The 12,674-nt window shown below is 60.7% G+C and carries 11 protein-coding genes; 7 read left to right on the forward strand and 4 right to left on the reverse strand.

The window, feature by feature from the left end; all coding sequences use genetic code 11:
• Positions 1–197: hypothetical protein (locus tag AC1RT4_RS18490; protein WP_493086855.1), on the forward strand; the 197-nt coding region annotated here is incomplete at its 5' end.
• Between the two features lie 31 nt (positions 198–228).
• Here AC1RT4_RS18490 and AC1RT4_RS18495 read toward each other — a convergent pair.
• Complete coding sequence (locus AC1RT4_RS18495) at positions 229–1,185, reverse strand: threonine dehydratase (protein WP_493086857.1); 957 nt, start codon at positions 1,183–1,185, stop codon at positions 229–231.
• 97 nt (positions 1,186–1,282) lie between these two features.
• Here AC1RT4_RS18495 and AC1RT4_RS18500 point away from each other — a divergent pair, with 97 nt between their 5' ends.
• Positions 1,283–2,128, forward strand: coding sequence for a helix-turn-helix transcriptional regulator (locus AC1RT4_RS18500; protein WP_493086859.1), 846 nt, complete (start codon positions 1,283–1,285; stop codon positions 2,126–2,128).
• Between the two features lie 61 nt (positions 2,129–2,189).
• A complete protein-coding gene (gene yghU / locus AC1RT4_RS18505; protein WP_493086861.1) occupies positions 2,190–3,029 on the forward strand; it encodes a glutathione-dependent disulfide-bond oxidoreductase in 840 nt (279 codons plus the stop codon).
• 79 nt (positions 3,030–3,108) lie between these two features.
• On the opposite strand, the gene AC1RT4_RS18510 is transcribed toward yghU, so the two are convergent.
• The gene (locus AC1RT4_RS18510; protein ID WP_493086863.1) at positions 3,109–3,750 is read right to left on the reverse strand and encodes a LysE family translocator; all 642 of its coding nucleotides are present in this window, start codon (positions 3,748–3,750) and stop codon (positions 3,109–3,111) included.
• 155 nt (positions 3,751–3,905) lie between these two features.
• Here AC1RT4_RS18510 and glcD point away from each other — a divergent pair, with 155 nt between their 5' ends.
• The 4 genes from glcD to AC1RT4_RS18530 all read left to right on the forward strand — a co-directional run bounded on the left by glcD (position 3,906) and on the right by AC1RT4_RS18530 (position 9,433).
• On the forward strand, positions 3,906–5,405 hold the full coding sequence (gene glcD / locus AC1RT4_RS18515; protein ID WP_493086865.1) for a glycolate oxidase subunit GlcD: 1,500 nt from the start codon (positions 3,906–3,908) through the stop codon (positions 5,403–5,405).
• Positions 5,405–6,469 carry a glycolate oxidase subunit GlcE gene (glcE, locus tag AC1RT4_RS18520; RefSeq protein ID WP_493086867.1) on the forward strand — a complete coding sequence of 355 codons (1,065 nt, stop codon included), beginning with the start codon at positions 5,405–5,407 and terminating at the stop codon, positions 6,467–6,469. Before glcD ends, glcE begins: the two co-directional genes overlap by 1 nt.
• A gap of 3 nt (positions 6,470–6,472) precedes the next feature.
• Positions 6,473–7,705 carry a glycolate oxidase subunit GlcF gene (glcF, locus tag AC1RT4_RS18525; protein ID WP_493086869.1) on the forward strand — a complete coding sequence of 411 codons (1,233 nt, stop codon included), beginning with the start codon at positions 6,473–6,475 and terminating at the stop codon, positions 7,703–7,705.
• Between the two features lie 957 nt (positions 7,706–8,662).
• Positions 8,663–9,433 (forward strand): helix-turn-helix transcriptional regulator, encoded by a 771-nt coding sequence (locus tag AC1RT4_RS18530; protein ID WP_493086871.1) that lies wholly within the window; start codon positions 8,663–8,665, stop codon positions 9,431–9,433.
• Positions 9,434–9,501: 68 nt separating this feature from the next.
• Here AC1RT4_RS18530 and AC1RT4_RS18535 read toward each other — a convergent pair whose 3' ends face one another.
• Together AC1RT4_RS18535 and macA are read right to left on the reverse strand one after the other, a co-directional pair.
• Positions 9,502–11,457 (reverse strand): MacB family efflux pump subunit, encoded by a 1,956-nt coding sequence (locus AC1RT4_RS18535; RefSeq protein WP_493086873.1) that lies wholly within the window; start codon positions 11,455–11,457, stop codon positions 9,502–9,504.
• A gap of 2 nt (positions 11,458–11,459) precedes the next feature.
• Positions 11,460–12,608, reverse strand: a complete 1,149-nt coding sequence (macA, locus tag AC1RT4_RS18540; RefSeq protein WP_230737285.1) for a macrolide transporter subunit MacA — start codon at positions 12,606–12,608, stop codon at positions 11,460–11,462.
• Positions 12,609–12,674 lie beyond the last annotated feature (66 nt).

A 12,674-nucleotide genomic window follows, 5' to 3' on the forward strand; every position in this document is an offset into this window, starting at 1 on the left:
TTAACTCATTGAATCCCAAGGAGTTTTCCGTTTCGACCGCGCCGGAAGTGGGGCGAATTATAGAGACTCAGAATCTGTCGTCAACCCTTAATTTGCGTTTTCTATCAAGAGGGGGAAAAGGCCGCTTCCATATAGACGCGAACGCAGCGAGTGCGCACTATATTGCCCAGCGACACACCGGCTATCGCAGTCACTGAATGCCGAGCCCGCCAGCACATCAGCAACCAATCAACCAATCACCTTCGCATACACCGACCGGTCAATATTCCCCCCGGACAGAATCACCCCAACCTTTTCCCCTCGCATCCTCTCACGCTCCTGCATCAACGCCGCCAGCGCTGACGCGCCCGCGCCCTCCGCAAGGTTGTGGGTATCGGTGTAATAGACGCGCATGGCTTCGGCAATCTCTCCTTCGCTGACCGAGAGAATCCTCGCTGCCCCTTCCTTATAGATGTCGAACGCCTGCGCAATCGGCTTGCGGACAGCCAGACCATCCGCGAACGTATTCGCCAACGCGGTTTCGCAGATCGCGTTCGCTTCGAACGACAGCTTGGCGGCCGCGGCCTCTGTCGACACCACCCCCACCACTTCAGCATTCAGTCCTAGCGCGTCGCGGGCAGCGATCACCCCGCAGATCCCCGATCCGCAACCAATGGGCACGTAAACCGTGTCCAGATCCGGCGCCGCACCGAACAGCTCCAGCGCATAGGTCGCCACGCCCTTGACCAGTTCAACGTGAAACGGTGGCACCAGAAAAAGGTCATGCTCCAGTGCCAGGCGCGCCGCCTCTTCACGCGCCTCGTCAAAATCGCGCCCGTATTCGACCACTTCACCACCAAAGCCACGCATGGCGTTGTTCTTTTCCAGCGAATTGCCCTGCGGCACCACGATCAACGCTTTCAGGCCCGCGGTCCGCGCTGCCAGCGCCAGACTCTGACCGTGATTGCCGCGCGTTGCAGAGACGATGCCTTTGACAGCCGGATGCTCACGCCGCAGCCAGTGCATAAAGGTAATGCCGCCACGCACCTTGAAGGCGCCGGTCGGCGTGTGATTTTCATGCTTGACCCAGACAGTGCAACCCAACCGCTCAGCCAGCAACGGCCAACGGTATTGGGCGGTAGGCGGCATCACCTGATAAACCTGGCGGGCAGCGTTTTCGATGTCGTCGCGAGTGAATGCGTGCATATAAGTGGCTCCTTGGACTTTGGCCCAGTCTAGGCACGGACACACCACGTCGGCTTTCAAAAAACTGACCTGACTTTTATCCGACCTCTTCTCTACTATGGTGCTCATGAACCATCGAAACCGTCGCCATCCCATAACCGTTGATGAACCGATACGTCGTGTCGAAGCCGGCCCGTGGGCGATCGAGCTGCTGCCGGGCGCAGCCTACTCGGCGCGGTACGTGGCGACCCAGTCAGCGATCGGCTTTGCCTTCGACAGCCAGCGCGGCGTACACGCGATTGGTACTGACCGAATACGCCCTTTCGATGCGATGCCCAATGGCCTGGCGTTTGTTCCGGCTGGATGTGACGTGATGTCCGAGTCGCCCATGGGTGGCGAGTATCTGCGGGTGATACGTACCGATGGCACAGCACTGGCCGGTGACCGCGCGTTCAACAATCGCATCGACCCGCAAGCCATTCATCTAGCATCACGAATGCGCAGTGCGCTGTTGCTGGCCTCTCCGGAGGATGACTGGGAAAGCTGGGCGTTCGAGCTGGCGACACGGATAGAAGGTCATGAGGCTGTGGTGCCTCAAGGCTCGATCACCGACAACCGAATGCGGCTGCTGGATGAATTCATCCACGCCCGCCTCGACGGCCCGATCAGTGTCCCGGCGATGGCGCAGCTACTGGAGTTGTCCGAGGGCTACTTCATGCGCGCCTTCAAGCAGGCGACAGGCAAAAGCCCTCACAGTTACCTGATCGACAGACGACTGGCCAAAGCCCGAGCATCAATGTGCGATACAACGGCCAGCCTCTCGCAGATCGCCCTCGCTTGCGGCTTCAACTCACAGGCGCATATGACCACAGCCTTCAAACAGCGCCTCGGCGTGAGTCCGGCGCAATTGCGCACGGGTTCGCGCCCACGCTCTGCCGCTGACGAACAGTATTCTTCTATATAGAGGGAGTGGCCGGCGACGATGTGGCCACATGATATTCCTCGCAACCGATGAGGTCCGTTTCATGAGCAAGGCGCCCTACGTTCCACCCAAGGTCTGGAAACACATCGCTCCGTCCGGCGGCCAGTTCGCCAGCATCAATCGCCCGATTGCCGGGCCGACGCACGACAAGACGCTGCCAATTGGCAAACATCCGTTGCAGCTGTATTCACTGGCCACGCCCAACGGCGTGAAAGTGACCATCCTGCTTGAGGAGTTGCTGGCGCTCGGACGCACCGACGCCGAGTACGATGCCTGGCTGATCCGCATCAACGAGGGCGACCAGTTCTCCAGCGGCTTTGTCGAGATCACCCCCAACTCGAAAATTCCGGCGTTGCTGGATCGCAGCGTAGAACCGGCCATTCGCGTCTTCGAATCCGGCTCGATCCTGCTCTATCTGGCGGAAAAATTCGGCGCCTTCCTGCCCACCGATCTGGCGGGACGCACCGAAACCCTGAACTGGCTGTTCTGGCAGATGGGCTCGGCCCCTTACCTGGGCGGCGGTTTCGGGCATTTCTATGCGTATGCGCCAGAAAAGCTCGAATACCCGATCAACCGGTTCACCATGGAAACCAAGCGGCAGCTGGATGTGCTCGATCGCCGTCTGAGTGAAAGCCCCTACCTTGCCGGCAATGACTACACCATCGCCGACATCGCGGTCTGGCCGTGGTACGGACAACTGGTGCGCAACAACGTGTACTCCGCCGCCGAGTTTCTTTCCGCTCACGAGTACACCCACGTGCAGCGCTGGGCGCAAGAGATTGCCGAACGGCCTGCGGTAATTCGTGGCCAGCGTGTCAACCGGACGTGGGGCGATGAAGCCAGCCAGGTTCCGGAACGCCATCAAACAGACGATCTGGACTGAAGTTCGGCTGATACCACACAACGCCTGCGCAGCTCGGGCGTTGTGTTCGTCACCTCCTTACTGGTGGCATCCTCGCCACTCAGGCCGCCTGCCGACGCATCGTCAGAATCGCAGCCCCGAAACCGATAAACGTAGTCCCCACTACGCGACTGACCCAGCGGGACAGCGCAGGCCGGGTCAGCACGCCCTTGGCCCGCGAGGCGAGCGCTGCATAAAGCGTCAGCGACATCACCGACAACCCCATGAAAATCGAGGTAAGGATCAGAAACTGCGGCAGCAATGCCGCGCCCTGATCGATGAACTGCGGGAACAGTGCGGTGAAGAACATTGTCGCCTTGGGATTGGTTACGGCCGTCAGGAACGCTGACTTGTACAGTTTGCTGCGAGTAGGCCGGACCTTTTTCGAGTCATCTTCAACGCTCTCGGGGAGCATCGAACCCTTTTTGAACAACTGCCGGATCCCGAGGTAGAACAGATAACCGGCACCGATGATTTTCACCGCGTTGAACAACATTTCGGAACTGGCCAGCAACGCCCCAAGTCCCAGCATCGCCGCCGCCGACAGACAGAACAGACCGCTGGCATTACCGAGGGATGACCAGATCGCGCTGCGCTGACCATGGGCCAGGCTATTGTTGATCGCCATCAGGGTCGCAGGCCCCGGGCTTGCGATGGCAATCGCGGCAACCAGGGTAAAGGCCAGAATCGAGTGAGAATCCATTTTCCATGCTCGTTGAGGTGAGGTGGCCGCATATTACAGGAGCACGCGGGACAACGGGCCACCGGCCGCTACGCTTTACTTCTCGGGGTCAGCGGCCCAATGATGGAAAACGGCACCGACCTCGAATAACGACAACGGAGGGTCGTCCACCGATCATGAACATTCTCTACGACGAACAGGTCGACGGCGTTTTGCCCGACGTCGACAAAGCCGCACTGTTGCAGGCCCTGCAGCGCCAGTGGCCGGATCTGGAAATCCTGCATCAGCTTGAAGAACTCAAGCCGTATGAATGCGATGGCCTCTCCGCCTATCGCACCACGCCGCTGCTGGTGGTACTGCCACGGCACATCGATGAAGTTCAAGGTGTGTTGCGGATTTGCCACGAACGGCGGGTACCGGTGGTGGCCCGGGGCGCCGGAACCGGTTTGTCCGGCGGTGCCCTGCCGCTGGAAAAAGGTGTGCTGCTGGTGATGGCGCGCTTCAACAATATCCTGCAGATCGACCCCGAAGCCCGCACCGCACGGGTTCAACCCGGGGTGCGCAACCTGGCGATTTCCCAGGCTGCTGCGCCGTTCGGGCTGTATTACGCGCCCGATCCGTCTTCGCAAATCGCCTGCTCCATCGGCGGCAACGTGGCGGAAAACGCCGGCGGCGTGCACTGCCTCAAGTACGGTCTGACCGTGCACAATCTACTCAAGGTCGAGATCCTTACCGTCGATGGCGAACACCTGACGCTGGGATCGAACGCGCTGGATTCCCCCGGTTTCGACCTGTTGGCACTGTTCACCGGCTCCGAAGGACTGCTCGGCGTCATCACCGAAGTCACGGTCAAACTCTTGCCCAAACCGCAGACTGCCAAAGTGCTGCTGGCGGCATTCGACTCCGTGGAAAAGGCGGGGCGCGCCGTGGCTGACATCATCGCAGCCGGCATTATTCCCGGTGGTCTGGAGATGATGGACAACCTGGCGATCCGCGCCGCCGAAGATTTTATCCACGCGGGTTATCCGGTGGATGCCGAGGCCATTCTGCTCTGCGAACTCGATGGCGTTGAAGCGGATGTCCACGATGATTGCGCGCGGGTCCGACAGGTGCTCGAACACGCCGGTGCCACCGAACTGCGTCAGGCCCGGGACGAAGCCGAGCGCGTGCGATTCTGGGCCGGACGCAAGAATGCCTTCCCCGCCGTAGGACGGTTATCTCCGGACTATTACTGCATGGACGGCACCATTCCACGCCGCGAGCTACCCGGCGTACTGCAAGCGATTGCGCAGCTTTCAGCCGAATATGGCTTGCGGGTCGCCAACGTATTCCACGCCGGCGACGGCAACATGCATCCACTGATTCTGTTCGATGCCAATCAGCCCGGCGAACTGGAACGTGCCGAGGCGCTGGGCGGCAACATCCTCGAATTGTGCGTGAAGGTTGGCGGCAGCATCACCGGCGAACACGGCGTGGGCCGGGAAAAAATCAACCAGATGTGCGCGCAGTTCAACCGTGATGAGCTGACCCTGTTCCACGCCGTAAAGGCAGCCTTCGACCCCGGTGGCCTGCTCAATCCCGGCAAAAACATTCCGACGCTGCATCGCTGCGCAGAATTCGGTGCCCTGCACGTGCACCACGGGCAATTGCCCTTCCCTGAACTGGAGCGGTTCTGATGGGTGACACCAAGGATTTCGATGACAGCGCCGCGCTGCTCGAACAGGTCAACCGGGCACTGGAAAACGCTACGCCGCTGCGCATCCAGGGGGCGAACAGCAAGGCGTTTCTCGGACGCATCGTCGGTGGCGAGATTCTTGATACCCGTGCCCATCGCGGCATCGTCAGCTACGATCCGACCGAACTGGCGATCACCGCGCGCTGCGGCACTCCGCTGGCAGAATTGCTGGCCGTGCTGGACGCCTCGCAACAGATGCTGGCGTGTGAACCACCCGCCTTCGCCGACGACGCCACGGTCGGCGGCACAATTGCCACGGGCCTGTCCGGGCCGCGCCGACCGTGGTCGGGATCGGTGCGCGATTTCGTGCTGGGCACGCGGATCATCACCGGACATGGCAAACATCTGCGCTTCGGCGGCGAAGTCATGAAAAACGTCGCCGGCTACGACCTGTCGCGCCTGATGACCGGCAGTTACGGCTCGTTGGGAGTCATCACGGAAGTCTCGCTCAAGGTGCTGCCCAAACCGCGAGCGTGCCTGAGCCTCGGCCTGGAAATGACCGGTGAACAAGCTTTGCAGCGTCTGGCCGAATGGGGCCAGCAACCGTTGCCGATCAGCGCCGCGTGTCACGATGGCCGGCAATTGCGCTTGCGTCTGGAGGGTGGCGAAGGTTCAGTGGCGGCCGCCCATGATCGCCTTGGCGGCGAATTGATCGACAGTTCGTTCTGGGCCGACCTCAACGAGCAACGCCTGGGCTTCTTCGATGAAGACCAACCGCTCTGGCGCCTGTCCGTGCCGCTCAACACGCCGCCGCTGAACCTGCCCGGCGAACAGTGGCTCGACTGGGGCGGCGCGCAACGCTGGCTCAAATCCACGGCCGAAGCGGCGATCATTCGCAAAGTCGTCGGCGATGTCGGCGGGCATGCGACCTGCTACAGCCACGGCCTGATCGATGAACCGTTCCATCCTCTGGCGCCCGCCCTGCTGCACTATCACCGCCAACTCAAACGACAACTCGACCCCCGGGGCATTTTCAATCCCGGGCGTCAGTACGCGGAGCTTTGAGCCATGCAGACCACCCTCAGCCCGCAAGCCCGACAACTGCCCCGCGCCGAAGAGGCCGAAAGCATCCTGCGCACGTGCGTTCATTGCGGATTCTGCAACGCAACCTGCCCGACTTATCAATTGCTCGGCGATGAACTGGACGGCCCGCGCGGGCGCATCTATTTGATCAAGCAAGTGCTCGAAGGCAACGAAGTTACGGCCAAAACCCAGCAACACCTGGATCGCTGCCTGTCCTGCCGAAGCTGTGAAACCACCTGCCCTTCCGGCGTGGATTATCACAACCTGCTCGACATCGGTCGGGCAGTGGTCGACGCCGCCGTCCCGCGGCCGCTCGGGCAACGCCTGTTGCGTGAAGGGTTGCGAAACATCGTGCCCAATCCACGGTTGTTCAAAGGGTTGGTCAATGGCGGTCAGATATTCCGGGCGCTACTGCCCGATGCCCTGCAAGACAAATTGCCACGCAGCGCGGTGATGCCTGCATCACGTCCCGCCATCTCCCATGCACGGCAAGTGCTGATGCTGGAGGGTTGCGTGCAGCCGGTTTTGTCACCCAATACCAATGCGGCAACGGCACGGGTGCTGGATCGTCTGGGCATCAGCGTGATCCCGGCCCGCGAAGCTGGCTGTTGCGGTGCGGTAGATTATCACCTCGACGCTCAAGCCACCGGCCTTGACCGCGCCCGCCACAATATTGATGCGTGGTGGCCGGCCATCGAACAGGGTGCCGAGGCGATCGTGCAGACCGCCAGCGGTTGCGGTGCGTTCATCAAGGATTACGGGCATTTGCTCGGCGCCGATCCGGTCTACGCCGAGAAGGCAAGACGTGTCAGCACGCTGGCCCGGGATCTGGTGGAAGTGCTAAGAGACGAACCGCTTGAATCCCTCGACATCCACGCCGATCAACGCTTGGCCTTTCACTGTCCCTGTACGTTGCAGCACGCGCAGAAACTGGGCGGTGCGGTGGAGTCGGTGCTGACTCGACTGGGCTTCACCCTCACGGCTGTGCCGGACGCACATCTGTGCTGTGGCTCGGCGGGCACCTACTCGCTGACTCAGCCAACACTGGCCCGGCAGTTGCGCGAGCAAAAACTCAACGCCCTGGAAAGCGGCCATCCGGACATCATCGTCACCGCCAATATCGGCTGTCAGGCCCACCTCGACGGTGCGGGGCGCACGCCGGTCCGGCACTGGATCGCGCTGGTAGATGCCGCGTTGCCGTCGATGACCGAGGCGTAGGATCGCTGGCGAGGGCCAAACGATGGGCGAAAAAAAACCGCCTTTGCGGGGCGGTTTTTTCGACAAGCCTCAGTTTGCGGCTGAGGCTTGATGGCTCACGGACAACACTGACGTGCGGGAATACTATTAATCTTTGGTTTTCCTTGCAACGTTATTTTGCGTGTATTTAACGACGATCTGCTCATACAAGGGCAGACCTGCCGGGCCTTTAACACACCAGATCATGCTGACAGAAATAACGAATTACAAAACACACAGAGTCTTTTTCCAGGAACCTCAAAATCACGCCATGAGACGGGTTAATATGCCCGCGCTCACTCGCCAGTGCATCCGTGAGGTTTGGCTGGAACCATAACGGTTTCATGCCCTTCGACACGGTTTTGCACCCGTGCCGGAATGATGGCTCGGAGGGATCACAACCGGCCGCCTCATGGATAACACTGACGTGCTTGTCCGAAGGCACACATGATCCGGTAAGTGCGCTGGAGGTTTGGCCCCCGACCTGGAGGCCAAAACGTATGAAGCTATTGCTGCGTACGCTGAGCCTCGTATGGAGATCGTTTCAAGCGTTCCGCTTTTACGAATTCCTGCGAGACCATTTCAACGACCTGAAATAACCGGTCGTTGATGCGGGAAGAAGCCCGTTTCAGTTTTCGGCTGAAACGGGCTTTTTTATGCGCGTTAATAGCTGTCATAAGTAGGATTTCTCTGAAAGTCCCTGCAGGACATTTCACCAATCACTTCGAACACCTTCAAACTTGTTGCCGTAGCACGGGCATCGACCCACGTGTCACGTCACTCACCCTGGTTATGAGCTAATAGCCCCTTCATTAAACCGTCGCTCAAACGTTGTACTAGGATAGGATCCAATTTCCCGATTTGTGGTCGCCGGCCAAGGACATCAGCCGGAGAGTCGGGAAAGCGCAATTCCCCCATTGCTACTCATGGATGAAACACATGAACTCACATCTGTTCCCTCACATCGGCAAGGTTATCGCCAGCACCGGCAGCCGGCATTTTCCCCGGATGCTGCATGACCTGATCCTCACCCAACTGGCCGTGGATGCCACGCATATCCGGCAGATGCGCGTGGAGCCGGTCGGACGTGCGCAACCGCGCACCGACCCTGAATGCCCCAAAGAGGCGACACTGGCGGCCGAGACGGTATATTCCGAACTGAGCACCGATCCCGGCAGCAGCGACGTGCCCTCCCCCGAACCCTCCACGGTCACCGATGCTTCGCAGTTGCACCTGACCCGGCGCAAGGACGGTTACCGTTATGTGATTTCCGTGTACCGCTGCGGCCCGTCGAAGCGGTTTTCCGCCCGGGAGCGCAGTCTGTTGCAGGACATCTCCCCGGTATTGCTGCCGATGGTGGAAAAGCACATCCACGCGCTGCAACCGGCGAATGCGGATCCCGAGGCGCAAGCCGCAGCGACCGAAGCCTCGCTGCAAGGCCTGGAAACCCTGCGATTGCGTTTTTGCGAGCGCGTGCAGCAACTGGGCCTGAGCCTGTCCAATCGGGAAATGGAAGTGTGCGTCGGCCTCCTCGCTGGCCGCACCGCGCCAGAACTGGCCGAACAGTTGCAACTGAAGGTCAATACCGTCGAGAGCTACCTCAAGCGCGCCGCCATCAAATTGGGAATCAGCGGCCGCCATTCACTGATGCGCTGGATGTATTCACCTGAAGACTGCCCGGCCGCCTGCGACCCGTCCAACGCGGCCTGATCGTTCGCACGCCTGTAAAAAAACCGCCGCCTTGCCAGGGACGGCGGTTTTTTTTTCATACCCGCCGGTCAGTCCCGCGCCAACGCCTCGATAGGGTCGAGCCGCGACGCATTGCGCGCCGGCACGAAGCCGAACACGATGCCGATCAGCGTCGAGCAGATCACCGCCGTGAGCACCGAGGTCAGCGAGAACACCATTTCCCACTCCTTGATGAACAGCGAAAACAGGTGGCCGATCGCATAACTCAGGGAGATACCGATAGCGCCGCCCAGCAGACAGACCATCACCGCCTCCACCAGAAACTGCTGCCGGATGTCCGACTGCCGCGCCCCCACCGCCATGCGAATGCCGATTTCACGGGTACGCTCAGTAACCGACACCAGCATGATGTTCATCACCCCGATGCCCCCGACCACCAGCGAAATCACCGCAATCAGCGACAGCAACAACGCCAGCGAGCGACTGGTTTTCTGCACAGTCTGCATGACGCTGTCGAGGTTGTTGGTGAAGAAGTCCTTGGTGCCGTGGCGCTGCAGCATCAGTTTATTGACGTTGTCTTCCACCACTTTGCTCGGCTGGCCGTCCTTGATCCGCACACTGATGCTGTCCAGATAACGCTGGCCCAACAGCCGCCCGGCTGCGGTTTCATAGGGCACCCAGACGTTGAGCGATTTGCTCGACGAAAAAATGTTCTTGTTCTCCGCCGCCACGCCGATCACGGTGCACGGCAAATTGCCGATCAGAATCACCTGCCCCAGCGGATCGACTCCTTCGCCGAACAATCGATGGCGGGTGTTGTGATCGATCACCACCACCTGCGCCTGGCGCCGGGCATCGCTTTCGCTGAACGCAATGCCCGACTCCATCTTGATCCCGCGCACCTGAAAGTACAGATCGCTGACGCCGTTGACCTGGGCATCGAGGTCGATGTTGCGATAGCGCAGCAACAGATTGCGCCCGACCACCGGCGTGGCGCTGTCGACGTAATACAGCTGATTAAGCGCCGTCACGTCCGCCGGCACCAGGGTTTCGATGGCCGCCGAACGGCTATCGCCGAAACTGGTGCCGGAATAGATATCGATGGTGTTGCTGCCGATGGCTTGAATATCTTTGAGCACATAGCGCTTGGCCCCTTCGCCGATGGCCGAGATCGACACCACCGAGGTGATGCCGATGACGATCCCGAGCATCGTCAGCAAGGTGCGCATGCGATGGGAGATCAGCGCGACCCAGGCCATGTTGAAGGCTTCCTTGAACAACCCGAGGCTGGCCACCAGACGCCGCGCTGCCGTGGATTTGGGGACCGCGTCCTCATTGGTCAGTGCCGTGGTGTCGCGCTCGTTACGGCGGTCGCTGAGGATTTCGCCGTCGCTGACTTCGATGATGCGCTCGGCGTTGGCCGCGACCTTGGGGTCGTGGGTCACCAGAATCACCGTGTGCCCGGCCGCGTGCAGCTCCAGCAGAATCCGCATCACCTCCTTGCCGCTGGTGGTGTCGAGGGCGCCGGTCGGCTCGTCCGCGAGGATCACTTCGCCGCCATTCATCAGCGCACGGGCGATACTCACCCGCTGCTGCTGACCGCCCGATAGCTGGCTCGGGCGATGGGTCAGGTGCCCTTCCAGCCCAAGGCGCGCCAACAACTCACGGGCTCGAGCATGCCGTTGTGGCTCCGGCGTGCCGGCGTAGATCGCCGGCATCTCGACGTTGTGCATCGCGCTCAGATGCGGCAGCAAGTGGTAGCGCTGGAAGATGAAACCGAAATAGTCACGACGCAGTTCGGCCAGCGCCTGATTGTCCAGATCCCGTGTCTCCCGGCCATTGATCTTGTAGCTGCCGGCCGTGGCGTAATCGAGGCAGCCGAGGATGTTCATCAATGTCGATTTGCCGGAGCCCGAGGCGCCGATGATCGCCACCATTTCCCCGGCATGGATCGTCAGGTTGATGTTCTTCAGCGCCAGAAATTCACGGTCGCCCGCAGTGAAACTGCGGCTGATTTCGGTCAGTTGCAGCAGAGGTTCGCTCATGCTCATGCCCCTGCCACTTTCGTCACCGGATCACCGATCACCACCCGGTCACCTTCGGCCAGACCGTCGTTGACCTGCACCTTGACGTTGTTGTTGATCCCGGTCTGCACATTGCGCGACTGCGCCTGGCCCTTGGCGTCCAGCACCCGCACCGGGAAACTGCCGTCGTTGTTGCGCGGACCCAGCGCCGCCACCGGAATCGTCAGCACCGATTTGGCGGTATCGAGCACCACCCGCACCTGAGCCGTCATGGAAATGCGCAAACGGTGATCGGGGTTGGGCACCTCGAACAGCGCGTTGTAGAACACCGCCGTGTTCTGCTTCGGCGTGCCGGCGGGCGGGGTTTCCAGGAAGTTCTGCGGCGCAGGCTCAGTGCCGCGCAGCTTGCCGTAATAACGCTTGTCCTCGCCGAGAATGGTGAAGTACACCTCCTGCCCCGGCGCGATGTGAATGACGTCGGCCTCCGACACTTGGGCCTTGACGGTCATGGTGTCCAGGTCCGCCAGTTTGAGCAGGATCGGCGCCAGCTGGTTGGCGATCACGGTCTGGCCTTCCTGGGTCACGATGCCCACCACATCGCCGTCGATGGGCGCGACGATTCGCGTGTAGGCCAGGTTGACCTTGGCCGTGTCGATCTGGATATGTGCACTCTTGATCTGCGCGTCCAGCGACAACAGATTGGCCTGCTGCACTTCGTAGTTCGATTGCGCGGTTTCGAAATCCTGCCGCGAAATCGAGGCGTCCTCCTGCAGATTCTGATAGCGCTCGTAGATCGCCTTGGTCTGGCGCAGCTGAGCCTGAGTCGCCCGGCGCTGGGCTTGCAGATTCTCCTCATCGACCTGTGCCTGACGCAGCGTGTTCTGCAGCACCAGCGGGTCGATTTCCGCCAGCCACTGGCCCTTCTTGACCTTGTCGCCGACCTTGACCTTGAGCGACTTCAACTGCCCCGAAACCTGGGCACCGACGTCCACCTGCTTGATGCCCTCCAGCAAACCGGTGGCCAGCACTGCGTTTTCAATGTCACCACGTTCGACCGTGGCGGTCAGGTATTGCGGCGCCTCGGCCGGCGCCTGCACCGTGTAGAACACCAACCCGGCCACCAGCGTCAACGCGATACCCAGACCGACTTTGCGCAACTTCGACTGTTCCATAAATGACCACAATTCCGTTCAGGGTTGAGCCCGGCCAGCGGCCGGGTTCCAGGATAAAAACTTCAA

Source organism: Pseudomonas sp. GW821-FHT11D10 (assembly GCF_058808435.1).

Bases quoted from the DNA above. Each gene is read 5' to 3' on its own strand.
- AC1RT4_RS18535 (WP_493086873.1), bottom strand. From the start codon at position 11,457: ATGAGCGAACCTCTGCTGCAACTGACCGAAATCAGCCGCAGTTTCACT.
- AC1RT4_RS18495 (WP_493086857.1), bottom strand. From the start codon at position 1,185: ATGCACGCATTCACTCGCGACGACATCGAAAACGCTGCCCGCCAGGTT.
- yghU (WP_493086861.1), top strand. From the start codon at position 2,190: ATGAGCAAGGCGCCCTACGTTCCACCCAAGGTCTGGAAACACATCGCT.
- glcF (WP_493086869.1), top strand. From the start codon at position 6,473: ATGCAGACCACCCTCAGCCCGCAAGCCCGACAACTGCCCCGCGCCGAA.
- macA (WP_230737285.1), bottom strand. From the start codon at position 12,608: ATGGAACAGTCGAAGTTGCGCAAAGTCGGTCTGGGTATCGCGTTGACG.
- glcE (WP_493086867.1), top strand. From the start codon at position 5,405: ATGGGTGACACCAAGGATTTCGATGACAGCGCCGCGCTGCTCGAACAG.
- glcD (WP_493086865.1), top strand. From the start codon at position 3,906: ATGAACATTCTCTACGACGAACAGGTCGACGGCGTTTTGCCCGACGTC.
- AC1RT4_RS18510 (WP_493086863.1), bottom strand. From the start codon at position 3,750: ATGGATTCTCACTCGATTCTGGCCTTTACCCTGGTTGCCGCGATTGCC.
- AC1RT4_RS18500 (WP_493086859.1), top strand. From the start codon at position 1,283: ATGGTGCTCATGAACCATCGAAACCGTCGCCATCCCATAACCGTTGAT.
- AC1RT4_RS18530 (WP_493086871.1), top strand. From the start codon at position 8,663: ATGAACTCACATCTGTTCCCTCACATCGGCAAGGTTATCGCCAGCACC.